We start from the raw sequence: 24910 nt of genomic DNA on the forward strand, positions 1-24910 counted from the left end.
CAATTGACTTTAGAAGAATACTTTTAAACCGGGATATGCATTGGCCAAAGCAACATCGACCAAAACCGTATTTGCCTCAAGACCTTGCACGACTACACTATCTCCCACATAATTCAACGGGACTACTTTTTGTAGATGCAGCACACTATCCTTTACGATATAAACTTGATTGTTTTCTACCAGGAGATTGCTATTTATTTTAACCACCTCGTGCATCATGTCCCCAAAAATGATGGCTTTAAGAAATTGCCCCTGTTTTAGACTTTTGTCCGCTATTTCAGCAACTATAATTATCGTTTGGGTGTCCGTATTGATACTTCCATTAATTCTGCTGATTTTTCCTTCGAATTCTTTTTTATTATCCAGTGTTCGCAATAGTACTTGCTTGCCCAATTCCAGGTAGTTGTCGTATTGAGCAGGGACTTCCAATTTAATCTCGAAGACGGATGGGTCAATATATTCACCGAGCTTTTGACCGCTTCGAACCAGGGTTCCCTCGGTAACTAGGGATTCGGTAACCATACCGTCAAATGGAGCTTTTAAGAGGTATTTGGACAGTCTTTCCTCTTGATTTTTTACCGTGTAGAAACTTTCATAAATCCCTCGTCCAGTTAGGAAGAAGCGTTCGGAGTCTGACTCGGTACTCGGCAAATTACCTAGTGACTGATTGACGTCAAACCCCTTTAAATAGGAGAGCCAGTTTTTAGCGCTGTTTGGAAACTCAACTTCCATATCTGGAAGCATTCCGGCAATTTTGTTCATAAAGGAACTTCTACTTGAAAGTAGCTGCGCTTTATATTCCGCATCATTAATTTGTAAAATGGTCTGAAGCTTTCTGAATGCATTCCCTTCTTTGAAATCGGTTTTTGTCGCCAAGAGCACCCCTTGCACTTCACTGTACAATTCAATTCTTCTTTTGGCTGAGATAGCTCCAGTAGCCTCAATCACGAAGGGTAGTGTAGTGGGCACAGCCAAACTTGTGGAGACCATTTTCTGTTCTCTTACGACCTGGTCTACAGCTTCTTCCCTGCTATTTCTCATCAAGGCAAAAACCAGTATTCCGGAGACAACTATTCCCAATCCTAGAAGGACCTTTATCCAAGCTTTCATTTTTCAGACATTTTTTCTCGCATCGTCTTGCGAATTTTTGGCTCCAATTCATCCTCATAGAATTCCATCTGTTCTTTGGATAAGAATTTTTCAAGCTCTTTGTTTTTCGCTTTTTTAATTTTCTTCATATCCCCAATTTTGCTGAACATGGAACCTTCTTTGTTCATCAAATCTGCTTGCTGTTTGGAGTACCTTAGATTCAGTTCTTCAACTTTTTCAAGCTGTTCGGAGTCTAAGTTCATTTCGGTACGCATCAAATCCGTTTGATAATCCGCCATTTTTTGAGGGTCTAGTTTTTTTTGCCCAAATGATACGGTTGAGAATAAAAGAATTGCCGTGATTATTAAGAATCTAGTTTTCATGCTTATTTTCTTTTGGATTATTATTTTTTGGTCTTTGAAGGACAAACTGAATCCCTACGTTGACGTATGCACCACTAGCAGGGTCCAAGTCAAAAATCTCTTCATTTTCATTATCTAAAATTTTCAATGTTGGATTGGGCACAAATCCAAGGTCTCCGACAAATGCCAAGTTTCGGGTAAACAAATACCGGTATGAGAGTCGGGTATTAATGCCGTTAAACTGGAGTTTGGTGTTGGTGAGGGTTCTATTTCCGTCAACAGCTATTTCATTGGAATTGTTGCCAAATATGCCTTGGGGTGATGCCAAAAGGGCAATGCGATGTTTTTCATTGATTTTATAGGTAATACCGGTTACTGGAATTCCTAGAGAATAACTCCAATGCTCATTGAGTTTTTGATTGAAAGATAGTGCGGGAAAAACCGTTGGTTCCCCAAACTGTGTTCCGTAAAAAGCTCCAATTAGCAAATTGGAATTTCGCACTTGATTTCCCCATCTTTTTGTAAACCCCAAAATCGCATTGAAGACAAAATCTTCACTGGAAATACCATCTCCGAAGTTGGATGCAAGGGCAGTTCCTCCAGAGATAAGAACTCCCCAATTGTTTTTTAATGGCCTTCTGTAGAAAATACGGGCGGTTACCGTATGCATGTTCTCAAAAGTGGATAGGTCTACAACGTTGGTGGATTCATTGAAGGAAAAATCAAAGTATTGATACCCTATACCTACTCCCAAAACCCCTTTTTTCAAGGGTTTGCCTAAATTGAGATTTAGACCATAGTTCTGTACTTCCGTTCCTCCTAAATCCGGCAGTCTGGAATAGTTTATACCGAAGGGTTGAAAGCTTTCCGAATTCCCAATGATATCTATTAGTTGTGCCTTTAGGGAACCCGAGATAAAAAGAACAATTATTGCAATCCAAGTACGCATGTATTCAGGTATTTGAAGCGAAGCTATTAACTGGATTTTCAAGGCTGGAATAAAATATACCTACACATACAATCAAAAGACCAACACTCCAAATCTATCGATGAAAACTGCATAAAAATTCGTAGAGTATATTGGAGGGTTTATAGGGAAATACAGGCCTTTAGTTTATTTTTTTCTTCAAGAACCAAATGTCTTTTAGGCTTATATTGATGTTTACCGAGTTGATGTTTTCCTGAACCAAAATGGTATTGGTGCTTCCGCGGTTGGTGTTCGTGTAGGAGATATTAACCATGGAGCTATTTCTGCGACCAAATGGAAGTCCAATTCCAAAGGAAAAGCCTTCGCTTGAAATGTTCTCCCCTCTTACAGATAAATAACCGGAATCATAGTAATATCCCGTTCTGAACTGTACACGTTCAATAAATTTGAAACCACCGGGTCTAATACTGTATTCAGCTCCAGCAGAAAAGACATTTTGATCTACAAAATCACCAATGTTGTCTTGTTGTTCGGTAACACTCCACGCCTTAAAACTATGGTCAAAATTGAAATAAAGATTATTCCATGGATTGATGCGAATTCCATTGTTTATTTCAAAAGGAAGTTCAAACTTTTCTAAATCAATATCTGTTTCAGATTCCACCGGACTTTGAATTAAGTCCAATACTTTATCCACAGTTCTGTCCTGTGTTCCCGAAAGGAGGGTTGGAAAGTTAACTGCACCCCCATAAGTAAGAAATTTGGTAAGATCGGTCTGCAATCCCAATCCAAATTGCAATCCATTGTAATTGCTGGTTTCCAGAACCGTAAGACCGCTCAGACCTGTTTGGACGATTTCGGTTTCCTCAATACTCCCAAACAAATACGAAATTTTCGCTCCTAATCTGAATCCTTTGAATAGGGTTCTACCATAACTCAGGTTGAGATTGTTCAGTGCTCCGGTACCAAAAATATTGCTGTTGAATTGGTCGAAGGAGCCTTCAATATTACTTTCAATGCCTAGGAGAGAATAACCCACATCGGAATAAGGCAAAATGGCAAGTGAAAAAGTGGATTTATCATCAATGTTTCCTGAAAAAGCCAGACTTGAAAAATTACTGGCCAATCTATTCTCTTCATTGGTATTGTTTTGGATGGTACTCAGTTCACCCAAGAATCCAATATCAAAAATGAATGAATTGGTACTTTCGGTCCCAAAAGAAGCAGGATTTTGGATATTTATAAGATTAGGGTCGTTAAGCGCAAAACCTCCACCTCCCAAAGCACTGTTTTTTCCAATATTGGAACTAGTTTCGACACCTAAGCCAAATAGGGAATAGGGCGAACCGGTCAATCGATTGGTTTGGGAATGGGAATAGAAAATGTTTAAAATTCCTAGTGCTATAAATAGCGATACCTTATTCTTCCTCATCATAAATAGCATAGGTTAATACCAAAGTCGCTTTAAAGTCATTGCCTTCTTCACCTTCAAGAATAACCCTATCCACACTTTGACCAAATTCAGGGGGATAGACAATGAAGGCGTCGTCAACAAGATTGGTTTCGTTCAATTCTCTATCTACATAAACCCCAATGGGGATTTCATAAATCAGTTCGTTAAACTCTCCCAATTCCTCATTGATCCTACCGAATACCGGCTCACCCCCAAAAAACAGCTGCTCGGTAATTCTATTGTTTTGATTTACGAGAACTATGGTTAAGGAGTCCCTAATGGGAAGATTGTCGTTATATGTGCTGGGTGGGGGTTTGAGACGGAGGGTAGCACTCAGAATTGTACCTTGCCCTGGAATATCAAAAAGCTGTTTTATAGTGGGGAATTGTATGCGGGAGGCGTATCCAGTTCCTGCTTGAATGAAACTTAGATTATTGGATTCTGGAGAGGGTAGGTTGATTTCTTGGTCGATAAGTGTGTCCAAAACCGAATTGGGAAGGTCATTTTGGATATTATTAAATAGTTTGGGTTCAATTGGGTCAATTTGGATTACAAAATCCAAGGTTTCCTCATCATCATCAAATTCCTGGGGTATCCTATAAAAAAAACGGAGATAGCTCCGAGTTGCATCTGAGGAAAATCCTATGATGCTGGAGTTGTCCGCATCTCCTGGTTTTATGGTTATCCCCTGAAAAGTTTCCCGTAACTCTTCCACATCGTTTATGTCATCATCCCGTATGCCTTCGAATAATGCTTCGCCAAATTCAAAAGGAAGTTTTATGAATAAGGAATCTTCATCCTGTGGTTCGGGTACATAGGTATAGGTTGCCAAGGGGATAGAATCAAAAGGAATTTTACTGGTATTATAGAAAATATCATCATCACTTCTAAGGTCATCCGTAAGTAGATGTATGTTGAGATTGGATATCTGGGTAGTGTCGCTATAAAAGTATCTGTCATACCCCAAAACCAGCCCGACGCTGTCCAATTCGGCATCGGAAGGGAGGTCGTAGACAAGGGGGGATAATTCCATAAAACTGGATGCCTTCACTTCTCCAAAAAAGCTATCGATATATTGTCCCACTAAAATTCGGTCCGCACCTGAGGTGATAATACTATCAAATTTCATGGTGGAAACCGCCACCGTAAATGAATCCAAGGAAATCACCCTAACATTGGAATCTGCAAAATCTTGGCCGACTTCTAAGGTTGGTATTTCGGAGGTATCTAAACTACATGCCAGGATAAGGGCAAAAATTGAAAAAGAAAGCGTGACTTTTCTCATAATGATCAATACGTATTATCAACACAAAAGAATTGAAACGCTCGACAACCTAAGAGTTAATTATACCTAGACGGATTTTTTGTCTACAAAACATAGGTTTCTCCAAGTAAATTCTGAATGTCATATTGGTCGATGAATACTTGGGATTGGTATACAAAAGCCGCCTGCACGTATAAAATATTTCAAGGCGGGAAAGCTCCACGGTAGTTTTGGTGGAAAACTGAACTTGAGCAGAGTTGTATGTGTAACAGTATTGGTCCTTTTTTGGAGTGAAATGAAGTCACAAAAGGAAATAGCAATGATGAACTACGGGGTTTGGTCGGATATGGAGAATACAACCATTTCTGATTTAAACTTCCATCTGGTTCAAAATGTCTTAAAGCGGTCTGAGAAACTCAGGCTTTCTTTGGATTATCTCAGACGTGATTTTGATTTCTTCAACAGATCGGAGATTTTTCCTTTGGATGAAATTGAACGGATTCATGTACTTCAACTGAATTTGGATTTCCTACAAAATCTGGGGAGTTCCTATCAGATTGATGCGTCTTTTAAGCCTACTATCTCCTCCTCATGGACCAATGCCCTTACTTCTGAAGACTTTTTATGGAATTTTTCCGGATTCATATCAAAAGAATGGACGAATGCCAAGGATGTCTACCATTCCCTCTATGTTGGGGTGCTTTATGACGTTCTCTTTGGTAGCCCTCGTTACATACCTTCTCTTCAATACCAAACCACAGTTTTAAAAAGGACCCGATTGGATATTGGTTTTCCCAAAAACTCTGTGGCATTTCAGTTCAATGAAAGAAATCAGGTCATGCTGGAGTACACCTTTTCAGGAATGTACGCCCATGTTTCCAATTCGCTGCAAATTGATGGGTTAGGTGATGTAATCAATACCAAATTCGTACAGAATGGCGCACAATTGATCTTGGGCTATGATTTTCGGATTCAGCCCAATTTTACCACCTCTTCAAAGCTAGGATATCAGTTTATAAATGAATATGAAATACAGGACTCTTCTGGGAATCAGTTGTATGATTTTGGACAGGGCTCTTCACCCTATTTTTCGATGGGAATTATGTACAATTTTAAATAGAAATAAAGAAAACGATGAACCGCTTAATAACAAGAACCAAGATTAGGATTTTTATTTCAATGTTTTGTGTAGGCACACTTTTTAGTTGCTCAGATGATGAGGACGTGGAGGAAATTGGTAACTGGGTAGATCGTTCGGTTTTGGATGGAACTCCTAGAAGTAGTTCGGTAGCCTTTAGTATAGGTAGTCTGGGTTATATGGGAACGGGCTATGACGGTGACGATTATTTGACTGATTTCTGGATTTATGATATGGACGGCAATTTTTGGTTCCAGGGCGCATCCTTTCCCGGAATTGCCCGTAGTTCGGCCAGTTCTTTTACTATTGGGAGCGATGGTTATGTAGGGTTAGGATTTGATGGAGACAACGAACTTTCTGATTTCTACAAGTACACCCCTTCCTCCAATGTATGGACCCAAATTTCAGATTTCGAGGGTAATCCCAGAAGAGGAGCGGTTGGCTTTGGTTCTGATACGCATGGGTATATAGGAACAGGCTTTGATGGAGACAATGACAGAAAAGATTTCTGGAAATACGATCCTGTTGCTGACACCTGGACCGAAATTGTAGGTTTTGGGGGAACAAAACGTCGTGATGCAACCACCTTTAGGGTTGGAAACACAGTGTATTTGGGTACTGGGGTTTCCAATGGTAGAAATCAGACTGATTTCTGGGCATTCGATTTGGCTTCAGATTCATGGACTTCCTTGTTGGATATCGATGATGATGACGATTATACGATTGTTCGAAGTAATGCAGTGGGGTTTTCAATTGGAGATAGGGGATACATTGCGTGCGGAAATGGAGGTACAGGAGCCATTAGCAGCGTTTGGGAATATAATCCTTCTACCGACTTGTGGGAGGAAAAAACCAATTACGAAGGTGTTGCAAGAGAGGGTGCTGTAGGTTTCTATGATGGGACCCGTGCTTTTTTGGCCTTAGGCAGGAATGGAAATCTTTATTTGGATGATAATCGGGAGTTTTTTCCATTTGATGAAGAGGATGAAGATGATTGAAAAAGTGGATAGGGATAACTAGGAATGAAACAACGGGAAACTTTTTTGTATGCAATAATTTTTGTCTTCATTGGCCTGCTGTTCTTTTTGTTCCTTAGTCAAGATGTACAATTCACCAAGGGGGCTAATAATGATAGTTTGGAGCTAATGGTTGCAAAATCAGAAGATGATAAGGGTTGGATGTACTCCATTTATTTTGGGGATAAGTTGTTGATTCGTCAAGAGAAACTGCCGATAGTCCAAGGGAATCAACGAATTCCATCAGAATTGGTGGCAGAAAAGTTGGGAACCCTAGTATTGCAGAAACTCAGAAATGGAGAGTCTCCGATGCTCCATGAAAAAGAATTAATGCACGTCCTTGCATTCGATTCAAAAAAAGATTCCATATTTTAAAGTCTTTGTAGAAAATGGCTATGTTACGGATAAAAGAAGTATACGTTCACTTAATTGTATGGATATGCTTCATCTCATTCCCAATGGCTTTGAGTTTCTCACAATTTGGTGAAATTCATTTGGAGTTTTTACCAAGAATTGTAGTCACTCCATTTTTAACGTATGTCAACTACCTCCTTTTAGTTCCTTTTTTACTCTTAAAAAAAAGACTTTGGCAGTATATTTTGGTTTCGGTCTTATTGTTGGTTGTTTTCAATCTTTTAGTCAATACCTATTTCTCAACGGGTCCGTTGAATAGGATTTCAGAGTTTACTGGGTTAACCGACTTTAAGCCCTTAAAGCGAATGTCTGAGGCCATTCTGGCGATTGCGTCTTTTTCATTTTTTTTACTAGGGGGTGTTATGGGTCTGACCAAGGATATTTACAAGAGGGAAAAACTGAGTCGTATCAAGGAAATGAGTCGTAAAGAGACCGAGCTACAGTTTCTCCGTGCCCAATTAAATCCACACTTTTTATTTAATTCGTTGAACAGTATTTATAGTCTGGTTCGGGACAAGTCATCAGAAGCTCCCCATGCGGTCATTACCCTATCAGAATTGATGCGATATATGATCTATGAAGCAAAAAAGGAATTGGTTCCTCTTACTAAAGAGATAGATTACATCAAGAATTTTGTGCAACTTCAAATACTACGTTTATCCGATAGTAAGAATGTCAAATTAAGAATTTCAGGAGAGTACGACGATAAGTTGATTGCTCCTCTATTATTGGTTCCTTTTGTTGAAAACGCGTTTAAGTATGGCACGGATTTTCAGGGAGGCACCTATGTTGATATTAGCTTGAAAATAGTTTCTGAAACCTTGTTTTTTAAGGTGGTTAATAAAATTGGTCCCTATAAAAAAGACTTGGAAAGTTCGGGAATAGGGTTGGAGAATATTAAAAATAGGTTAGAGATACTGTTTCCTGAGGAACACAGTATGTTGATTACCAAAGATGATGGATTTTATACGGTTAATCTTGAATTACAATTGGCATGATACGATGTATAATTATAGATGACGAGCCCTTAGCAATCGGTGTTCTTAAGTCGTATTGCGAAGATTTGGGCGAAATACACGTTGTGGGGTGTTTTACCAACCCGTTTGAGGCCACTACGTTATTGTCTAAAGAAAAAATTGATTTGGTTTTTTTGGATATCGAAATGCCTCAAATCAATGGGATAGATTTTATTAAGTCCATAGACCACAAACCCCATTTCGTGTTCACAACGGCTTATCCGCAATATGCCATTCAAGGATTTGACCTGAATGCAGCGGATTATTTGGTTAAGCCAATTCCATTTGTCCGTTTTATAAAGGCGATTAACAGGGTAAAAAAGTTGATGGAATTTAATAGCCTTTCCAGTAGGGGCAATGAAAATGTAAGCCCATCTTCAGGAAACTCCGGGAATACCAATAAATTCCTTTTTGTCAAGTCGGAATATGAGAGTGTAAAAATAAATATGGAGGATATTAAATATATCCAAGGTTTGAAAGATTATTTAAAAATCCATACTCAACATCCAAAGCCCATATTAACCCTAATGAGTTTTAAGGAAATCCAAACAAAACTACCCATAGAACAGTTTATGCGGGTACATAAATCTTTTGTAGTGAACATTAGTAAAATTAAATCCATTCAACGCAGTAAAATTGTCATTGACGATGTTCGGATTCCAATAGGGGAAAGCTTTAAGGAGAGCTTTCTAGATAGGTTGGGCCTTTAATTACAACTAAGCGTACCCCGTGCTATTACCTTACAAAATTGAAGGGTTTTCAATTTTAATTTAAGTGTAAAAAAAGAACCCCGGTTACCAAGAAGAATGGTCTACCGGGGTTTGTTCATTGATAAGCTATACTAAACACTAACCATTAACTATAAAAAATACAGTCTTATCAACGATTAAATTTATTTGTAAATAGACGAGTTTTTTTTTGATTCGTTACATCTATTAAATTAGTTTAACACTTAAATTAACAAATGAAAAAGACACTCGTTTTTGGGGCATCACCTAATCCAGGTCGCTACAGCAATCTAGCCATTCATCGTTTGGTTCAAAACAAAATAGAAACAGTAGCCTTTGGAATTCGACCCGGCAACGTAGGGGAAATACCAATAACCAACAACCTAGTTGATTTTCAAGATATTGATACCATAACTCTTTATCTAAACCCCCAAAGACAAAAGAAATACTATCAATCTATTCTTAATCTGAATCCTCGACGAGTAATTTTCAATCCTGGAACGGAGAATCCTGAATTCCAGAACCTTTTAAGGGAAAATAATATTGAAGTAGAGATTGCTTGTACTCTGGTTATGTTGGCTACTGGTCAATATTAAGTCGTCTTTTTCCGTATCAGAAGAAGTCCCAAAAAGGTCAAGAGACCATTAAGCGGTAGCAGCTCGTAGCCAATTACATAGCCTCCTAGATATTTGGGGTCCAAACTACCCAGAAATGCGATTATGCCTACGGATAGACCACAAACAATCCATACATACTTATCATTTATCTTGTGTTTGGTAAATATTCCAAATGCAAATAATCCCAAAAGAGGGCCATAGGTATATCCAGCTACAATCAAAAGGCTATCAATCACATTTCTACTTAAAATGTATTTGAAAGCGATGATGACCAAAATCAAGAGGATGCTCATACCAATATGTGCCCTTTTCCGCAACTTTTTTTGTTGGACTTCTTCTCGTTTCTCTATATCTAAAAAATCAACACAAAAAGAGGTGGTAAGTGAGGTAAGTGCACTATCTGCACTACTATATGCTGCGGCAATAAGACCTAACATAAAGGTTATCGCCAAAGCCAACCCAAGCCCACTGTTCAAGGCTATTTCTGGAAAAAGAAGGTCAGATTTAGGTTCGCCATCCATCAAGGGGATAGAAATTCCATTTTTGGAGGCGTAGATAAACAACAAGGCCCCAAGAAGCATAAAAAGAAAGGTGGCGCCAACCAATACAAAGCTGAAGGAGACCATATTTTTTTGAGCATCCTTCAAGTTCTTACAGGTTAGGTTCTTTTGCATCATATCTTGGTCCAACCCGGTCATACAAATGGTCACGAACATCCCCCCAACAAAAGACTTTACAAAATGATTACGGTCCAAAAAGCTATCTACAAAAATGAATTGGTTGTAGGCTTTTAATTCGCTGGAAACCAAAAACTCACCAAAACTCCAATCCAACTCCCTATTGATGAGAATAATGGAAAGCACAACGGCCAGAATCATAAACAAGGTTTGCAATGTATCGGTCCAAACAATGGTTTTTATACCTCCCTTGTTGGTATAAATCCAAATCAACAGAATGGAAAGTACCACGGTCAACTCAAAGGGAACACCCAAATCGTCAAAAACAAACTGCTGAAGTACAATGGCTACCAAGAACAAACGAAAGGAGGCTCCCAACACCCTGGAGATAAAAAAGAAAAAAGCCCCCGTTTTATGACTTACTACTCCAAATCGGTCCAATAAATATTCATAAATGGAAGTCAAATTGAACTTATAGTAAATAGGCAAGAGAACATAAGCCACCACAAAATAGCCTACCAAATATCCTAATACCACTTGCATATAACTAAACTGGGATGCCTCCACCCAACCAGGAACCGATATAAAAGTTACCCCGGACAAGGAAGCGCCAACCATTCCAAAAGCGACAACATACCAAGGGGATTGTCTACCTGCCTTAAAAAAATCAGTATTGGAATCGTTTTTGCCAGTGAAGTAGGAAATCAACATCAATACCCCAAAATAGGCACCAATGAGCAGTAGAATCTGTAATGCGGACATTAATCTGGTTTACATTGCAAAGTACAAAAGTAAATTGGTAAACCTAAAATTGTAATTTTGCTACTTTGTTGGCAGCTATGGAATTTTCATCGAAACTTTTGGAAAATGCAGTATACGAAATGTCCCAACTCCCTGGAATTGGCAAACGTACCGCCCTGCGATTGGTGCTGCACCTTTTAAAACAGCCGGAGGAACGGACACATAACTTGTCACAAGCTTTGACTAAACTAAAAGATGAGGTGAATTTTTGCAAGAGTTGCCACAACATTTCAGATACCGAAATCTGCGAGATATGCGCCAACCCAAAACGGGATAAAACATTGGTTTGTGTGGTTGAAGATGTTCGAGATGTAATGGCCATCGAGAACACTTCGCAATACCAGGGACTCTATCATGTCCTCGGAGGCAAAATATCACCCATGGAGGGAGTTGGTCCACAAGACCTGAATATTGCTTCTCTGGTAAAAAGGGTAGAAAAAGGTGAGGTAAAGGAACTTATTTTTGCGTTGAGTTCTACCATGGAAGGTGATACCACCAATTTTTATATTTACAAACAATTGGAAAAATTGGATGTCATTACTTCAACCATAGCGAGGGGAATTTCTGTTGGGGATGAGTTGGAATATGCGGATGAGGTTACCTTGGGGCGAAGCATCCTAAATCGAGTGCCTTTTGAAAATTCGATAAAAGCAGGTTGATTTAACGACCATTTAATAAATAAAACATAAAAAAAAGTCAATTTCTTTAGTATTTTTGCAAAATAGAAATCAGCGTTAGTACGTTAAGTAGATATGTCAAAGTTTGAATTAAAGTTACCGCAAATGGGAGAAAGTGTTGCCGAGGCAACCTTGACAACCTGGTTGAAGGAAGTGGGGGATACCATCGAAATGGACGAAGCCGTTTTTGAAATTGCTACGGACAAGGTGGATTCTGAAGTTCCTAGTGAAGTGGAAGGGGTTTTACTTGAAAAAAGATTTGACGTTGATGATGTGATTAAGGTTGGTGAGGTTGTTGCCGTTATACAGTTGGACGGTGATGCGCCAGAAGTCACTGAAGCACCTGATGTGGAAGAAACTGTGAATGAGGTTGAAGAAGAAGTTGTGCCAGCTGCCGTTTTGGAAGAGGAAATCAGTCAAATTCAGGAAAGTGTTAGTGCGCCTACCCCCGATTTTACAGCTTCGGAACGCTTCTACTCTCCTTTAGTAAAGAACATTGCTAAGGAAGAGGGTATTTCCATGGAGGAATTGGAGGCCATTGTAGGTACTGGAAAAGAAGGAAGGGTTACCAAAAATGATATCAAGGCCTATCTTGAGAGCCGCTCCTCGAACGGTGTGGCAAAACCAGCGGTAAAACCCATAGAAATTGTTGAAAAGGCCAAGCCGACTGCTGAAAATAAAGTGGCCAAAAAGCCATCTGCTCCAGCTGAAACGCCAAAAACCGTTGTTTCCGGTGGGGATGAGTTGATTCCACTAACCAGGATGGGTAAGCTCATTGCCAAACATATGGTGGATAGCATTACCACTTCGGCCCATGTTCAAAGTTTTGTTGAGGTTGATGTAACCAAGGTCGTAAATTGGAGAAACAAGGTAAAAAAGGAATTCGAGGCTAGGGAAGGAGAGAAACTGACATTTACGCCCATTTTTATGGAAGCGGTTGCTGTGGCACTTAAAAAATATCCCATGATGAATATCTCCTTGGAAGGGGATAACGTCATTAAAAAGAAGAATATTAATTTGGGAATGGCTGCTGCCTTGCCCGACGGAAACCTTATTGTGCCCGTAATTAAAAATGCAGACCAACTAAATCTAGTAGGTATGGCCAAGATGGTAAATGACTTGGCGAATCGTTCTAGAAACAACCAATTAAAACCAGACGAAATTCAAGATGGAACCTACACAGTTACCAATGTGGGTACTTTTGGAAGTGTTTTTGGGACTCCAATCATAAATCAACCGCAGGTAGGGATTTTGGCTCTTGGAGCCATCCGCAAAATTCCATCTGTTATTGAAACAGACCAAGGAGAATATATCGGTATCCGAAGCAAAATGTTCCTTTCACACAGTTATGATCACAGGGTGGTAAATGGAGCTTTGGGAGGAATGTTCGTCAAAACTGTTGCCGATTACTTGGAGGCATGGGATATTAATAGGGAAATCTAACCCAAATAACCCTTTCAATCTCTAGACTTTCTTAACTTAGGGGCCTAAACACATCATCAATCATGAAGTTATCTGCTCCACTCTTTTTAGTGGCTTTTTTGCTGCTAATCACTAATACAATGGCTCAGGATACGTCAGCTTACTTGAAAAAGAATTTTGAAAAGGATGGTAAGATAATGCCGTATCGTATTCTATTGCCAAAAGACTTTAACCCAAAAAAGAAGTATCCCCTAATTCTTGTTTTACATGGTTCCGGAGAACGTGGCGATGATAATGAGGCACAATTGGTTCACGGTTCTGGACTCTTTTTAAAAAAAGATATCAGGAATGCGTATCAAGCTATTGTGGTATTTCCACAATGTGCTGCCGAAAGCTCTTGGTCTAAAATAGACGTGGAGGGAGACTTTCCAGATAGGGAATTCATATTTTTTGAGGATGCTGAACCTACGGACGACATGTTACTTTTGGAAGGCTTGTTAAAACAACTAAAAAAGGAATATAAAATAGATAAATCCCAGATTTACGTTGGTGGGTTATCAATGGGTGGTATGGGCACTTTTGAGTTAGTTCGCCGAAACCCAAAAATGTTTGCAGCGGCCTTTCCTATTTGTGGAGGAGCAAACCCTTTAATAAGCAAACGACTTAGGAAATTGGATTGGTGGGTATTTCATGGCGATGCGGACAATGTAGTTCCAGAAAAGTATTCAGCCGATATGGTTGAGGCCATGGGCAATCAAAAAATCAATGTAAAATACACCGTGTACAAGGGAGTAGGTCACAACAGTTGGGATAATGCCTTTGCAGAGCCAGATTTATTACCTTGGCTATTTTCCAAATCTAAATAACACCCAAATTATGGAACTGAACCTTTCTAAACCCATCTGCTTTTTTGATTTGGAGACCACCGGGACTAATGTGGCTTCCGATAGAATCGTTGAAATCTCCATTCTGAAAATATTTCCAAATGGAAATAAGGAAAGTAAAACTTGGCTAGTCAACCCAGAGATGCCTATTCCTCCTGAGGTAGTTGAAGTTCATGGAATTTCAAATGAAAAAGTAGCCAATGAACCCACCTTTAAACAATTATCCAAGGAGATTTATAAAATGATTAAGGATAGTGATTTGGCGGGATTCAATTCCGACCGATTTGATATTCCTCTTTTAGCGGAGGAAATGCTTCGTGCTGATGTGGATTTCGATATGAAGCACATGGTCTCCGTAGATGTACAGACCATATTTCATAAAATGGAGAAAAGAACACTTAGTGCCGCCTACAAGTTTTATTGTGACAAAGAATTAACGGATGCCCATAGTGCTGCTGCGGACACGGAAGCAACGTACGAAGTACTGAAAGCACAATTGGAAAGATACCCCGAACTGGAAAACAATGTGAAAAAGCTCTCTGAATTTACAACCCGTAAACAATCCCTGGATTTTGCTGGGTTCATCGGAGTTAATAAGCAAAAAGAACCGATTTTCACCTTTGGTAAGCATAAAGGAAAAACCGTGGATGAAGTGCTTGCTGCCGAGCCAGGCTATTTTGGTTGGATTTTGAATGCCGACTTTCCATTGTATACCAAGAAGGTACTGACCCAAATTAAACTCAGTAAGCTTAATAACAAACTTTCCTAAATACTGTCATCAGAAGATGAAATTGATTTGCATTGGAAGAAACTATGCCGCACACGTTGAGGAGCTGCAGAATGAGAGACCTACTGAACCCGTGGTTTTCATTAAACCGGATTCAGCCATTTTACCGAAAGAACAGGATTTTTATATTCCAGAATTCTCCAACGAAATACATTATGAGGTAGAGGTTTTGGTTAAAATCAAAAAGGTAGGGAAACATATTTCTAAAAAGTTTGCGCACGTGTATTACGATGAAATTGGATTGGGAATTGATTTTACCGCAAGGGATTTACAATCCCAACTCAAGCAAAAGGGATTACCTTGGGAAAAAGCCAAGGGCTTTGATGGAGCAGCGGTGGTAGGTAAGTGGATATCAAAAAACAAGTACGAAAATGTTGACAAACTGGGGTTTTCCTTGTTAAAAAATGGGGAAAAAGTACAAAACGGCGATACATCCCTGATGTTGTGGAAGATAGACGAGCTTATTTCATATGTATCCACCTATTTTATGCTTAAAAAGGGGGATATTTTGTTCACCGGGACTCCAGCTGGTGTTGGTAAAGTAAGTCCAAATGATTACCTTTCTGGTACACTTGAAGGCGAAGAAATGTTCGCTATAAACGTAAAATAATGATTTACAGCCTCGATAAGATTAATGAAATGGCAGAAGGCGACCAAGACTTCGTGACCTCTGTGGTATCCGTTTTCTTGGAAGAAGTGCCTGCGGATTTGGAGGGATTGGAAAACGCGATTGGAAGTAAGGACTACGAGAACATTTACAAGCTGGCTCATAAAATAAAACCCAATGTGGACCTTTTAGGTATGGAACATGCCCGGGCCACTGCTCTTGAAATAGAGACCTTAGGAAAAACATCAGGCCATATGTCGGAAATAGAGGGAAAATTTCCAAATCTGAAAAAAGACATACTTCAGGTTATTGCGGAGCTGCAAAAAGACTTCAACTTATAAATGCAAGCTGAGATCATTACCATTGGGGACGAAATCCTCATTGGGCAAATAGTGGATTCCAATTCTGCTTTTATTGCTAAAGAACTCAACAAAATTGGGGTTGCCGTTTATCAAATTACTTCTGTACAAGACGACCGAGAGCATATTTTGAAATCCTTACATGAGGCTTTCAGCAGGTCTTCATTGGTGATTCTCACCGGTGGATTGGGGCCAACCAAGGATGATGTCACCAAAAACACTTTATGTGAGTTTTTTGAGGATACATTGGTGCGAAATGAAAACGTACTAGAGCACATTGAGGAGTTGTTCAAAAAGTATATTTCCACACCCATTTCCGATTTGAATAGAAAACAAGCTTTGGTACCTTCAAAAGCAACCATTCTTCATAACGCTTATGGCACCGCTCCTGGATTGTGGTTAAAAAAGGAAGATACCGCTTTTGTTTCCCTACCCGGTGTTCCGTTTGAAATGAAACGTTTGATATTGGACCAGGTTTTGCCCAAGGTAATCGAAACCTATAAAAGACCTCAAATTATTCATACCACCTTGTTGACCTATGGTCTGGGTGAAAGCGCGATAGCAGAGAGAATCGAAAATTGGGAAAATAGTTTGCCAAACCATATCAAACTGGCCTATCTCCCCAATTTGGGAAGGGTTCGGCTAAGATTAACAGCTAAGGGAATGGACCGGGCAGAGTTGGAAAAGGAAATAAAGGAAAAAATTGAACAGGTACGTCCTTTGATTAATGATATTTACTATGGTATGGAGGATGATGGAGCCATAGAAGAACAAGTAGCTAATTTATTGACGGAAAAGAAAATGTCCTTGGCCACTGCGGAGAGCTTTACGGGTGGTCGAATTGCGGAAGAGCTAACTTCCATTCCAGGGGCGTCCGCCTACTTTAAGGGTACGGTGGTTAGTTATGCCACTGAGGCCAAGATAAACCTGTTGGGAGTTCCTGCGGAAGTGGTAGAAGAACATTCTGTGGTAAGTGAACAGGTTGCTGTGGCCATGGCCAAAAACGCGAAGAATATGCTCAACACCGACTTCGCCGTAGCTACCACAGGGAATGCCGGCCCAAGTAAAGGAGATTCAGACGAAGATATTGGTACCGTTTTTATTGCCATTAGCACCCCAGAACGTACATTTGCGGAGAAATTTACCATGGGAAATCACCGGGAACGTATCGTGAAAAAGTCGGTAAATAAGGCATTCGAAATGCTTTGGAAGGAAATTTTAAAATTCTGAAAAAGAATTTTGTCCGTCCCAGTAAAATGCTATAAATTTGCAGCCTCAATAAAATCACTCAAAAGTTTAGGGAGATGTCTAAAGTTTGTGAAGTAACAGGAAAGAAGGTGATGTTCGGAAACAATGTTTCCTTTTCCATCAATAAAACCAAGAGAAGATTTGATGTAAATATTTCCAAAAAGAAATTTTACATTCCTGAAGAAGATCGTTGGGTTACTCTGAACGTATCTTCCAGAGGGTTGAAAATCATCAATAAGAAAGGTATATCAGCCGTTCTTAAGGATATCAATTCCAAAAAGTAATATTGAAGAAAAATGGCAAAGAAAGGAAATAGAATTCAGGTTATTTTGGAATGTACGGAGCATAAGAACTCTGGTATGCCCGGTACATCACGTTATATTACTACAAAGAACAAAAAGAATACGCCGGATAGGATGGAAATCAAAAAATTCAATCCTATTTTGAAGCGTATGACCATTCATAAAGAGATAAAATAGGATAAGCCATGGCAAAGAAAACGGTAGCAACACTACAATCATCATCAAAAAGGTTGACCAAGGCCATAAAAATGGTGAAGTCTCCCAAAACAGGAGCCTACACATTCGTTGAGTCTGTTATGGCGCCAGAATTGGTAAACGACTGGTTGAACAAAAAATAAGTTCAACATTTTCTTGTACGAAAACAAAAGCTGCCATTTGGCGGCTTTTTTTATGGAATTTAGTTTCAAAATACACCAAACTGAAAGTAATAGTTTTAACAAAACTCCCCTTACTTTCCTATCTTTGAGACTTGTAGCGGAATACATATGAGTTTGTTTAAAAATATCTTCTCAAAAGATAAAAAAGACACTTTGGATAAAGGTTTGGAGAAATCCAAAACCAGTTTTTTTGGAAAGCTAAGCAAGGCTGTTGCTGGAAAATCCAAAGTAGATGATGAGGTACTGGATAATCTTGAAGAAGTTCTAGTCACTTCGGATGTTGGAGTCGACACTACATTAAAAATCATTGAGCGTATTGAAGAGCGGGTAGCCCGAGATAAGTACATGGGCACAGAAGAACTCAATGCGATATTACGGGAGGAAATAGCAGGTTTATTGTCTGAAACGCATGTGGGCGAGGAAACCCAATTTGCTATCCCAGAGGATAAAAAGCCTTATGTGATTATGGTAGTGGGTGTGAATGGCGTTGGAAAAACCACAACCATTGGAAAGTTGGCACATCAATTTAAAAATCAAGGCTTAAAAGTTGTTTTAGGTGCCGGAGATACGTTTAGAGCGGCAGCTATTGACCAGCTTCAGGTCTGGGCCGAGAGGGTAGATGTTCCCATTGTGAAACAAAAAATGGGTAGTGACCCTGCCTCTGTGGCTTTTGATACCTTGAATTCGGCAGTGGCCGAAAATGCGGATTTGGTTTTAATCGACACGGCTGGTCGCCTTCATAATAAGGTCAACTTAATGAATGAGCTTTCCAAAGTAAAACGGGTCATGCAAAAAGTAGTACCCGACGCACCCCATGATGTGCTATTGGTATTGGATGGGTCTACTGGGCAAAATGCCTTTGAACAAGCCAAACAATTTACTAAGGCCACTGAAGTTACAAGTTTGGCAGTTACAAAATTGGATGGCACCGCAAAGGGAGGCGTAGTCATTGGAATTTCTGACCAGTTTCAAATTCCAGTAAAATATATAGGAGTGGGAGAGGGTATTGAGGACCTTCAAGTTTTCAATAAGTATGAATTTGTGGATTCATTCTTTAAGATGTAAAGGAAAAACATAGGGCGTAATAATAGGCTCCTAAGAAAAATCAACGGCTTTTGCCAACCAACAAAATAAGAATGAAATGGTCCTTATGAACCAAAAGAATAGTAAATCATGGAATATCTCTTTAAAAAATCAATGAAACGTTTCATTTTTTCTGTTGTAGCTCTGTTAGCCCTGGCAGCTTGTAAACAGGAAGTCAAATCAACGGAAACCAAGGAGGAGGTAATCTTATGGCAACCCTATAATGATTCTTCTGAGGTAGCCGCCAATGCAGAGCACGAAGTCGCTAGAATGCGTTTTAAGCTTATTCAGTCCAAGGTATGGGATAAGAATGAAACCTTTACACCCTTGTTTGATGAGGTTTCTAAAATGGATAGCGTTACCTACACGGGCTTGAAATCTTTGATTTTGGAACAAAGTATTCCGACAATTCAAGAACATATTTCAAAGGGAAAGTTGACCTATGAACAATTGGTATTGTTCTATCTCCATCGCATTTATAAGTACGAGTTGGATAACGGAACCACTTTGAATACCATAATTGCGATTAACCCTAAGGTTTTGGAAGAGGCTAGGGCCTTGGATGCCAGTGCGGAAGGGCATCATCCAATTTATGGAATGCCCATTCTTTTAAAGGATAACATTGGAACAGATGAAATGAAGACCACAGCTGGTGCCTTGGCTCTTAAAGATAACACCACAAATGATGCTTTTATCGTGGACCGCTTAAAAGAAAAGGGTGCTCTTATTTTAGGAAAAGTGAACCTTAGTGAATGGGCTTATTTTTTATGTGGTGGATGTCCTGTGGGTTATAGTGCGATTTGGGGACAAACGCTAAACCCATATGGACGTAGAGTATTTGAGTCAGGAGGTTCAAGTTCGGGCAGTGGCACCTCTGTTGCAGCAAACTATGCCATTGCCGCCGTGGGTACGGAAACCTCCGGCTCTATTTTGTCACCTTCTAGTCAAAATTCGGTGGTTGGATTAAAACCAACTATTGGACTTCTGAGTAGGACGGGAATCGTACCGATTTCCAGTACATTGGATACCCCTGGGCCGATGACCAAAAATGTGATTGACAATGCTATTCTATTGGATGCCATGATGGGATATGATAAGGCTGATGATGCATCAGTATTGACAGGCTGGGAAAAGGGCTGGTATCAAAATGAAGAGGAAAGCACATTAAAAGGAAAACGGTTTGGTGCTTTCAAAAACCTTATGGAAAGTGATTCAATCTATAAAACTACGATTGAAAAAATGGAAGACGCCGGTGCTACGATTGTTGCCTTTGAACCCCCACAAGTGGAAATGGATGGTTTTTTGAGCATTCTAAACATTGATATGAAAAACGATTTGCCTACCTATATTCAAAATCACGTGAAAGACACCCAAGCTGTTGCCGTAAAGGATGTAGCAGATGTGGTGGCTTTTAACCTTCAGGATACTTTGGTTAGAATTCCCTACGGACAAGCACGTTTGGATGGGATTTTGGCAGATTCGACAACTGCTGAGGGTCTTATGGAAATCAAAAAGACATTACAGGCAAATGGTAGAAAGTATTTTAACGAAGCTTTAGATGAACATGATTTGGATGCCATCCTATCCATTAATAACTATCATGCAGGATTTGCTGCCGTGGCAAAATATCCAGCATTAACAATTCCTATGGGATATAAACCTTCAGGGGAGCCCATAAGTTTGACCTTTATCGCCAAACAGTTTCAGGAAGCCAAACTATACGATTTGGGTATGGCCTACGAAAATGCCTTAAAAGTTCGGAAAATACCAAGTGGGTATATGGACTAACCTAATTGATGTAGGCGTTTAGATATTGCCATAACTCATTGTCAAAACTGGAGGGACCCAAAAGCGCTTCTCCAGCATCTTCTCCCATACGGACAATGACCAATTCCATACTAGGGATAATATAGAGTTTTTGGTCATCCCTGCCTAATCCAGCAAAGGTATCTGCTGGTGCGTTAGGAATAAGTTCCCCAGAAAATTCGATTTGACTGGCAGGCGCACGATAACTGTCCTTGCCATTCAACCACCATAAATAACCATAAGATTTGTTGAGATCTTGCGAGGTGTTGATCATAGCACTTTTGAAATCATTATCCCCTAAAATTACCTCTCCGTTCCAAACTCCATTGTTCAAGTTTAAAATGCCAAACCGGGTCATACTTCTTGCCGTACTGAAGTATACATTGTTAAGGCTATTGGTAGAAAGCCAGAATCCATCCATTCCAATTTTGTTCCGGAGTCTTTCATTAAAATACGCTGACCATTCCATCCCCGTAGCGTTGGAAACCACACTTTGCAACAAGGTATAAGGTCCGTTGTGGTAGGCCCATCGTGTGCCGGCATCGGCCACAAAAGTCAAGCAATTTGGGGTCAAGCAATCAAACTGTAGTGCATTCATTCCACTGGTCATAGTTAATTGATGCCATACGGTAATCAGGTTTTCCTTTTCTAAGGGAGTGGAGGTCCACCCCTCACCTAAATAGTCAGAAGATTTATTGTCTATATCCAGAAATTCCTCTTCTTGTGCAATGCCTACCGTAAATGCGGTCAATGTTTTTCCTGCAGAGGCCCAATACCAACTTGTATTCTGAGTATGCTCATCAAAATACCATTCAACAACAATTCTTCCCCCTTTGGTAATGATAAACGCCTTGGTGTTTTTTTCATCCAAAAAATCCCGTAAGTCCTGCTCACTTTCTGTGTTCCAGCCTAATTGGGCGGCAGAAACAGTTTCCCAGTCGACAGATTGTGACGGCGGAAAATAGAGGTTGGTCAAATCGGGAAGCTCATTGTTTGGCATATCAGAATCGTTGGAGTCTGATGAGCATGAAATTCCCAAAAAACAAAGAAGAATTAGTGGAATCAATGTTGGTTTCATAGCTATGAGTTTCATTTTGGACTAAGGGTCTTATAAAAAGTTTAACGCGTTAATGGGAAAATTATGCAAGCAAATCGATGTATTGCCGGCCCATATCGTATTTTTGCACTCCATTTGAAAAGGCATGCGAACAAAAACGCGTAAAAAGAACAAAATCAATGTGGTAACCTTAGGTTGTAGCAAAAATGTCTATGATTCTGAGGTGCTCATGGGACAGCTTCGTGCCAACCAGAAAGAAGTAGTTCATGAAGAAGAGGGAAATGTGGTGGTCATCAATACCTGTGGATTTATCGCCAATGCCAAGGAAGAAAGTGTTAACACCATTTTGGAGTACGTCAACCGAAAAGAACAAGGTGAAGTAGATAAGGTTTTTGTGACGGGATGTTTGAGCGAGCGTTACAAACCGGACTTGGAAAAGGAAATTCCCAATGTTGACCAATATTTTGGGACCAGTGATTTACCGAACCTGTTAAAAGCCCTGGGAGCGGATTATAAGCATGAACTTATTGGTGAGCGACTAACCACTACGCCAAAAAATTATGCCTATTTAAAAATCGCAGAAGGATGTGACCGACCTTGTTCGTTTTGTGCAATTCCTTTAATGCGGGGTAAACATAAGAGCAAGCCCATTGAAGAGTTGGTTACTGAAGCCGAAAAGTTGGCGGCAGATGGTGTCAAAGAACTTATTCTAATTGCACAGGACCTTACCTATTATGGGTTGGATTTGTATAAAAAGCGTAACCTGGCCGAACTTCTTCAAAGCTTAGCAAAAGTCGATGGTATTGAATGGATTCGCTTGCATTATGCTTTTCCAACTGGTTTTCCTATGGATGTATTGGAAGTAATGAAGGCAGAGCCCAAAATTTGCAATTATATCGATATACCGCTTCAACACATTGCGGACCCCATTCTAAAAAGCATGCGAAGAGGCACAACAAAGGCTAAGACAACACAGCTTTTGAAAGATTTCAGGTCTGCAGTTCCGGAAATGGCCATTCGAACAACCCTTATTGTGGGGTATCCAGGAGAAACCGAAGAGGATTATGAAACCCTAAAGGAATGGGTTAGTGAAATGCGTTTTGAACGCTTGGGATGCTTTACCTATAGCCATGAGGAAAACACCCATGCATTTACTTTGGAAGATAACGTGCCTGAGGAAGTGAAACAGGAACGTGCCAATGAAATAATGGAAGTGCAATCCCAGATTTCATGGGAATTGAATCAGGAAAAAATTGGCAAAACCTTTAGGTGTATCATCGATAGAAAGGAAGGGAGCCATTTTGTTGGTAGAACGGAATTTGATTCACCGGACGTGGACAACGAAGTTTTAATAGACGCCACTAAGCATTATGTCAAAATAGGGGAATTTGTAGATGTAGAGATTACGGATGCCTCAGATTTTGACCTTTATGGGGAACCTACTTTATAGAGGGGCAGCCGAAATCAGTTCTTCAACGGTGGGATGGTCATTTCCACCTGCCGGTTCAATAGTGATATTTAAAGATTCCGCTTTTTCAATATACTTCAATGGAATAAGTTCCTGGGTTGGTGCCAAAGTTCCCATGTTTATCATTTCCCCATCTACATCACTCCACATTTGATAGGTATGCGAATCAGGAAGGGTGGGTAATCCTTGAGAGTTGACTATGACTATTTTGCGGTTATGGTCGACATAGGCAACCAATTTAGCCTCCGGCGATTTTTGATTACCATACAAAACCAAAGGAATCACATTGGGTCCGTTAATTTGGCTCAATTGTGTTGAAGTAAGTGTATACTCTTGTTCAAGCACATCCAAACGTTTCTTAAGATTGGTTGTCTGTTGTTCCAGAATATTGAAATTTTGCTCCGCTTTTTGCCATTGGGTGTACATCCAAAACGTAGTAAGGCCAAAAAGCAGGGCAAAACTTGCTGCAATCCATACAGGACTCCGTTTGGTTTTCTCAGGAGTTTTATCAATACTATCAACCAAACGGTTTTTCACGTTGACGGGCGGGTCAATAGCCTGTTCAAAAGCCATCTTTTCAAAATCAGCTTCCAATTGGTCAAACTGTTCTTTTAAGCTTGTATCTTCATCCAAGGCTTTCTCCACCATTAATTGGTCTTCCAAAGGCAGTTCTCCAGTGAGATACTGTTCCAAAAGCCCATCTTCCAATATCCTTTTCTTTTCCATCATGCCATTGTTTCAAAAATAAAACATAACCAAATCATCTCATTGGCATAGGTTTTTCGTAACTGTTTCAATGCCTGTCTAATATAGGATTTGAACGTCCCAAGTGGTACTCCCATGACTTCATGGGCCTCTTGATGGGTATATCCTTGATAATAGACCAGCGCAATCGCTTTTTGATGATGCGGTTCCAGTTTTTGAAGCGAACCCTTTAACAAGGTGTCTTCCTGCTTACTTTCATCGGAGGCCTTTGTTTCATATACACTTAAATCATCATTTTGGATGAGGTCATTTCTACTTCGGAGCGAATTCAATGTTGTGTTTCTCGCAATTCTATAGGCCCAAGTATAAAATCGCCCTTTTGAAGCGTCATACTTAGCAATGTTTGTCCAAATTTTGACAAAGGTTTCTTGTAGTAGGTCTTGGGCGTCCGAATCATTTTGACACATCCGTAAAATCACCCCATATAAGGCTCCCGAATATTTGTCATACAACTGATATAGTGCGGCCTTATCACCATTGGATAAGCGTTCAATGAGTTGTATGTCCCTGAAGTCGGCTCCCATAGACTGTGTTAAAGATATGATAAAAAAAGACGGACTTCATC

At 39.8% G+C, this 24910-nt stretch carries 28 protein-coding genes; 19 read left to right on the forward strand and 9 right to left on the reverse strand.

The features are described 5' to 3' along the window. Positions 1-9: 9 nt before the first annotated feature. The 5 genes from ACSLUF_RS05255 to ACSLUF_RS05275 form a co-directional block, all read right to left on the reverse strand. On the reverse strand, positions 10-1110 hold the full coding sequence (locus tag ACSLUF_RS05255; protein ID WP_435625074.1) for an efflux RND transporter periplasmic adaptor subunit: 1101 nt from the start codon (positions 1108-1110) through the stop codon (positions 10-12). Continuing rightward, positions 1107-1472, reverse strand: a complete 366-nt coding sequence (locus ACSLUF_RS05260; RefSeq protein ID WP_435625075.1) for a hypothetical protein — start codon at positions 1470-1472, stop codon at positions 1107-1109. The genes ACSLUF_RS05255 and ACSLUF_RS05260 overlap by 4 nt, the downstream gene beginning before the upstream one ends. Beyond that, positions 1462-2400 (reverse strand): DUF6268 family outer membrane beta-barrel protein, encoded by a 939-nt coding sequence (locus ACSLUF_RS05265; RefSeq protein WP_435625076.1) that lies wholly within the window; start codon positions 2398-2400, stop codon positions 1462-1464. Before ACSLUF_RS05265 ends, ACSLUF_RS05260 begins: the two co-directional genes overlap by 11 nt. A gap of 160 nt (positions 2401-2560) precedes the next feature. Next, positions 2561-3814 (reverse strand): hypothetical protein, encoded by a 1254-nt coding sequence (locus ACSLUF_RS05270; RefSeq protein WP_435625077.1) that lies wholly within the window; start codon positions 3812-3814, stop codon positions 2561-2563. Beyond that, a complete protein-coding gene (locus ACSLUF_RS05275) occupies positions 3798-5117 on the reverse strand; it encodes a DUF4270 family protein (protein WP_435625078.1) in 1320 nt (439 codons plus the stop codon). The genes ACSLUF_RS05270 and ACSLUF_RS05275 overlap by 17 nt, the downstream gene beginning before the upstream one ends. A 298-nt stretch (positions 5118-5415) precedes the next feature. Here ACSLUF_RS05275 and ACSLUF_RS05280 point away from each other — a divergent pair, with 298 nt between their 5' ends. From ACSLUF_RS05280 to ACSLUF_RS05305, 6 genes are all read left to right on the forward strand, one after another. Next, a complete protein-coding gene (locus tag ACSLUF_RS05280; protein WP_435625079.1) occupies positions 5416-6216 on the forward strand; it encodes a DUF6268 family outer membrane beta-barrel protein in 801 nt (266 codons plus the stop codon). 14 nt (positions 6217-6230) lie between these two features. Then, positions 6231-7232, forward strand: coding sequence for a Kelch repeat-containing protein (locus tag ACSLUF_RS05285; RefSeq protein WP_435625080.1), 1002 nt, complete (start codon positions 6231-6233; stop codon positions 7230-7232). 24 nt (positions 7233-7256) lie between these two features. After that, the gene (locus ACSLUF_RS05290) at positions 7257-7625 is read left to right on the forward strand and encodes a DUF4907 domain-containing protein (RefSeq protein ID WP_435625081.1); all 369 of its coding nucleotides are present in this window, start codon (positions 7257-7259) and stop codon (positions 7623-7625) included. Positions 7626-7708: 83 nt separating this feature from the next. Next, a complete protein-coding gene (locus ACSLUF_RS05295; RefSeq protein WP_435625082.1) occupies positions 7709-8662 on the forward strand; it encodes a sensor histidine kinase in 954 nt (317 codons plus the stop codon). After that, complete coding sequence (locus ACSLUF_RS05300) at positions 8659-9390, forward strand: LytR/AlgR family response regulator transcription factor (RefSeq protein ID WP_435625083.1); 732 nt, start codon at positions 8659-8661, stop codon at positions 9388-9390. The genes ACSLUF_RS05295 and ACSLUF_RS05300 overlap by 4 nt, the downstream gene beginning before the upstream one ends. Before the next feature lie 254 nt (positions 9391-9644). Beyond that, positions 9645-10004, forward strand: a complete 360-nt coding sequence (locus tag ACSLUF_RS05305) for a CoA-binding protein (RefSeq protein WP_435625084.1) — start codon at positions 9645-9647, stop codon at positions 10002-10004. On the opposite strand, the gene ACSLUF_RS05310 is transcribed toward ACSLUF_RS05305, so the two are convergent. After that, a complete protein-coding gene (locus ACSLUF_RS05310) occupies positions 10001-11464 on the reverse strand; it encodes a sodium:solute symporter (protein WP_435625085.1) in 1464 nt (487 codons plus the stop codon). The two genes, ACSLUF_RS05305 and ACSLUF_RS05310, sit on opposite strands and share 4 nt — an antisense overlap. Positions 11465-11541: 77 nt before the next feature. Here ACSLUF_RS05310 and recR point away from each other — a divergent pair, with 77 nt between their 5' ends. The 12 genes from recR (at position 11542) to ACSLUF_RS05370 (ending at position 21037) form a co-directional block, all read left to right on the forward strand. Next, positions 11542-12162 carry a recombination mediator RecR gene (gene recR / locus ACSLUF_RS05315; protein ID WP_435625086.1) on the forward strand — a complete coding sequence of 207 codons (621 nt, stop codon included), beginning with the start codon at positions 11542-11544 and terminating at the stop codon, positions 12160-12162. Between the two features lie 93 nt (positions 12163-12255). Continuing rightward, on the forward strand, positions 12256-13623 hold the full coding sequence (locus ACSLUF_RS05320) for a dihydrolipoamide acetyltransferase family protein (protein WP_435625087.1): 1368 nt from the start codon (positions 12256-12258) through the stop codon (positions 13621-13623). 62 nt (positions 13624-13685) lie between these two features. After that, a complete protein-coding gene (locus ACSLUF_RS05325) occupies positions 13686-14468 on the forward strand; it encodes an alpha/beta hydrolase-fold protein (protein WP_435625088.1) in 783 nt (260 codons plus the stop codon). Between the two features lie 10 nt (positions 14469-14478). Next, positions 14479-15255 (forward strand): exonuclease domain-containing protein, encoded by a 777-nt coding sequence (locus ACSLUF_RS05330; RefSeq protein WP_435625089.1) that lies wholly within the window; start codon positions 14479-14481, stop codon positions 15253-15255. 16 nt (positions 15256-15271) lie between these two features. Beyond that, a complete protein-coding gene (locus ACSLUF_RS05335) occupies positions 15272-15883 on the forward strand; it encodes a fumarylacetoacetate hydrolase family protein (protein WP_435625090.1) in 612 nt (203 codons plus the stop codon). Then, on the forward strand, positions 15883-16221 hold the full coding sequence (locus tag ACSLUF_RS05340) for an Hpt domain-containing protein (RefSeq protein ID WP_435625091.1): 339 nt from the start codon (positions 15883-15885) through the stop codon (positions 16219-16221). The genes ACSLUF_RS05335 and ACSLUF_RS05340 overlap by 1 nt, the downstream gene beginning before the upstream one ends. Beyond that, a complete protein-coding gene (locus tag ACSLUF_RS05345; RefSeq protein ID WP_435625092.1) occupies positions 16222-17469 on the forward strand; it encodes a competence/damage-inducible protein A in 1248 nt (415 codons plus the stop codon). Positions 17470-17543: 74 nt separating this feature from the next. Continuing rightward, the gene (rpmB, locus tag ACSLUF_RS05350; protein ID WP_106148000.1) at positions 17544-17771 is read left to right on the forward strand and encodes a 50S ribosomal protein L28; all 228 of its coding nucleotides are present in this window, start codon (positions 17544-17546) and stop codon (positions 17769-17771) included. A 12-nt stretch (positions 17772-17783) separates the two neighbouring features. Next, a complete protein-coding gene (rpmG, locus tag ACSLUF_RS05355; RefSeq protein ID WP_106148002.1) occupies positions 17784-17966 on the forward strand; it encodes a 50S ribosomal protein L33 in 183 nt (60 codons plus the stop codon). An 8-nt stretch (positions 17967-17974) separates the two neighbouring features. Next, positions 17975-18127, forward strand: coding sequence for a DUF4295 domain-containing protein (locus ACSLUF_RS05360; protein ID WP_073181591.1), 153 nt, complete (start codon positions 17975-17977; stop codon positions 18125-18127). Between the two features lie 147 nt (positions 18128-18274). After that, positions 18275-19231 carry a signal recognition particle-docking protein FtsY gene (ftsY, locus tag ACSLUF_RS05365; protein ID WP_435625093.1) on the forward strand — a complete coding sequence of 319 codons (957 nt, stop codon included), beginning with the start codon at positions 18275-18277 and terminating at the stop codon, positions 19229-19231. 132 nt (positions 19232-19363) lie between these two features. Beyond that, complete coding sequence (locus ACSLUF_RS05370) at positions 19364-21037, forward strand: amidase family protein (protein ID WP_435625094.1); 1674 nt, start codon at positions 19364-19366, stop codon at positions 21035-21037. Between the two features lies 1 nt (position 21038). On the opposite strand, the gene ACSLUF_RS05375 is transcribed toward ACSLUF_RS05370, so the two are convergent. Next, a complete protein-coding gene (locus tag ACSLUF_RS05375; RefSeq protein WP_435625095.1) occupies positions 21039-22133 on the reverse strand; it encodes a serine hydrolase domain-containing protein in 1095 nt (364 codons plus the stop codon). A gap of 124 nt (positions 22134-22257) precedes the next feature. Here ACSLUF_RS05375 and rimO point away from each other — a divergent pair, with 124 nt between their 5' ends. Further along, positions 22258-23562 carry a 30S ribosomal protein S12 methylthiotransferase RimO gene (rimO, locus tag ACSLUF_RS05380; protein ID WP_435625096.1) on the forward strand — a complete coding sequence of 435 codons (1305 nt, stop codon included), beginning with the start codon at positions 22258-22260 and terminating at the stop codon, positions 23560-23562. Here rimO and ACSLUF_RS05385 read toward each other — a convergent pair. Together ACSLUF_RS05385 and ACSLUF_RS05390 are read right to left on the reverse strand one after the other, a co-directional pair. Further along, entirely contained in the window at positions 23557-24309 is a 753-nt protein-coding gene (locus ACSLUF_RS05385; RefSeq protein WP_435625097.1) for an anti-sigma factor, read from the reverse strand. The genes rimO and ACSLUF_RS05385 overlap by 6 nt on opposite strands. Continuing rightward, positions 24306-24869, reverse strand: a complete 564-nt coding sequence (locus ACSLUF_RS05390; protein WP_435625098.1) for an RNA polymerase sigma factor — start codon at positions 24867-24869, stop codon at positions 24306-24308. The genes ACSLUF_RS05385 and ACSLUF_RS05390 overlap by 4 nt, the downstream gene beginning before the upstream one ends. Between the last annotated feature and the right edge of the window lie 41 nt (positions 24870-24910).

Origin of the sequence: Flagellimonas sp. (assembly GCF_965601775.1) — a bacterium.
In the GTDB taxonomy this organism is placed as follows: Bacteria; Bacteroidota; Bacteroidia; order Flavobacteriales; family Flavobacteriaceae; genus Flagellimonas.

Excerpts from the sequence above, each read along its gene's own strand:
- ACSLUF_RS05255 (WP_435625074.1), bottom strand. The coding sequence starts at position 1,110 with ATGAAAGCTTGGATAAAGGTCCTTCTAGGATTGGGAATAGTTGTCTCC.
- ACSLUF_RS05260 (WP_435625075.1), bottom strand. The coding sequence starts at position 1,472 with ATGAAAACTAGATTCTTAATAATCACGGCAATTCTTTTATTCTCAACC.
- ACSLUF_RS05265 (WP_435625076.1), bottom strand. The coding sequence starts at position 2,400 with ATGCGTACTTGGATTGCAATAATTGTTCTTTTTATCTCGGGTTCCCTA.
- ACSLUF_RS05270 (WP_435625077.1), bottom strand. The coding sequence starts at position 3,814 with ATGATGAGGAAGAATAAGGTATCGCTATTTATAGCACTAGGAATTTTA.
- ACSLUF_RS05275 (WP_435625078.1), bottom strand. The coding sequence starts at position 5,117 with ATGAGAAAAGTCACGCTTTCTTTTTCAATTTTTGCCCTTATCCTGGCA.
- ACSLUF_RS05280 (WP_435625079.1), top strand. The coding sequence starts at position 5,416 with ATGATGAACTACGGGGTTTGGTCGGATATGGAGAATACAACCATTTCT.
- ACSLUF_RS05285 (WP_435625080.1), top strand. The coding sequence starts at position 6,231 with ATGAACCGCTTAATAACAAGAACCAAGATTAGGATTTTTATTTCAATG.
- ACSLUF_RS05290 (WP_435625081.1), top strand. The coding sequence starts at position 7,257 with ATGAAACAACGGGAAACTTTTTTGTATGCAATAATTTTTGTCTTCATT.
- ACSLUF_RS05295 (WP_435625082.1), top strand. The coding sequence starts at position 7,709 with ATGGCTTTGAGTTTCTCACAATTTGGTGAAATTCATTTGGAGTTTTTA.
- ACSLUF_RS05300 (WP_435625083.1), top strand. The coding sequence starts at position 8,659 with ATGATACGATGTATAATTATAGATGACGAGCCCTTAGCAATCGGTGTT.
- ACSLUF_RS05305 (WP_435625084.1), top strand. The coding sequence starts at position 9,645 with ATGAAAAAGACACTCGTTTTTGGGGCATCACCTAATCCAGGTCGCTAC.
- ACSLUF_RS05310 (WP_435625085.1), bottom strand. The coding sequence starts at position 11,464 with ATGTCCGCATTACAGATTCTACTGCTCATTGGTGCCTATTTTGGGGTA.
- recR (WP_435625086.1), top strand. The coding sequence starts at position 11,542 with ATGGAATTTTCATCGAAACTTTTGGAAAATGCAGTATACGAAATGTCC.
- ACSLUF_RS05320 (WP_435625087.1), top strand. The coding sequence starts at position 12,256 with ATGTCAAAGTTTGAATTAAAGTTACCGCAAATGGGAGAAAGTGTTGCC.
- ACSLUF_RS05325 (WP_435625088.1), top strand. The coding sequence starts at position 13,686 with ATGAAGTTATCTGCTCCACTCTTTTTAGTGGCTTTTTTGCTGCTAATC.
- ACSLUF_RS05330 (WP_435625089.1), top strand. The coding sequence starts at position 14,479 with ATGGAACTGAACCTTTCTAAACCCATCTGCTTTTTTGATTTGGAGACC.
- ACSLUF_RS05335 (WP_435625090.1), top strand. The coding sequence starts at position 15,272 with ATGAAATTGATTTGCATTGGAAGAAACTATGCCGCACACGTTGAGGAG.
- ACSLUF_RS05340 (WP_435625091.1), top strand. The coding sequence starts at position 15,883 with ATGATTTACAGCCTCGATAAGATTAATGAAATGGCAGAAGGCGACCAA.
- ACSLUF_RS05345 (WP_435625092.1), top strand. The coding sequence starts at position 16,222 with ATGCAAGCTGAGATCATTACCATTGGGGACGAAATCCTCATTGGGCAA.
- rpmB (WP_106148000.1), top strand. The coding sequence starts at position 17,544 with ATGTCTAAAGTTTGTGAAGTAACAGGAAAGAAGGTGATGTTCGGAAAC.
- rpmG (WP_106148002.1), top strand. The coding sequence starts at position 17,784 with ATGGCAAAGAAAGGAAATAGAATTCAGGTTATTTTGGAATGTACGGAG.
- ACSLUF_RS05360 (WP_073181591.1), top strand. The coding sequence starts at position 17,975 with ATGGCAAAGAAAACGGTAGCAACACTACAATCATCATCAAAAAGGTTG.
- ftsY (WP_435625093.1), top strand. The coding sequence starts at position 18,275 with ATGAGTTTGTTTAAAAATATCTTCTCAAAAGATAAAAAAGACACTTTG.
- ACSLUF_RS05370 (WP_435625094.1), top strand. The coding sequence starts at position 19,364 with ATGAAACGTTTCATTTTTTCTGTTGTAGCTCTGTTAGCCCTGGCAGCT.
- ACSLUF_RS05375 (WP_435625095.1), bottom strand. The coding sequence starts at position 22,133 with ATGAAACCAACATTGATTCCACTAATTCTTCTTTGTTTTTTGGGAATT.
- rimO (WP_435625096.1), top strand. The coding sequence starts at position 22,258 with ATGCGAACAAAAACGCGTAAAAAGAACAAAATCAATGTGGTAACCTTA.
- ACSLUF_RS05385 (WP_435625097.1), bottom strand. The coding sequence starts at position 24,309 with ATGATGGAAAAGAAAAGGATATTGGAAGATGGGCTTTTGGAACAGTAT.
- ACSLUF_RS05390 (WP_435625098.1), bottom strand. The coding sequence starts at position 24,869 with ATGGGAGCCGACTTCAGGGACATACAACTCATTGAACGCTTATCCAAT.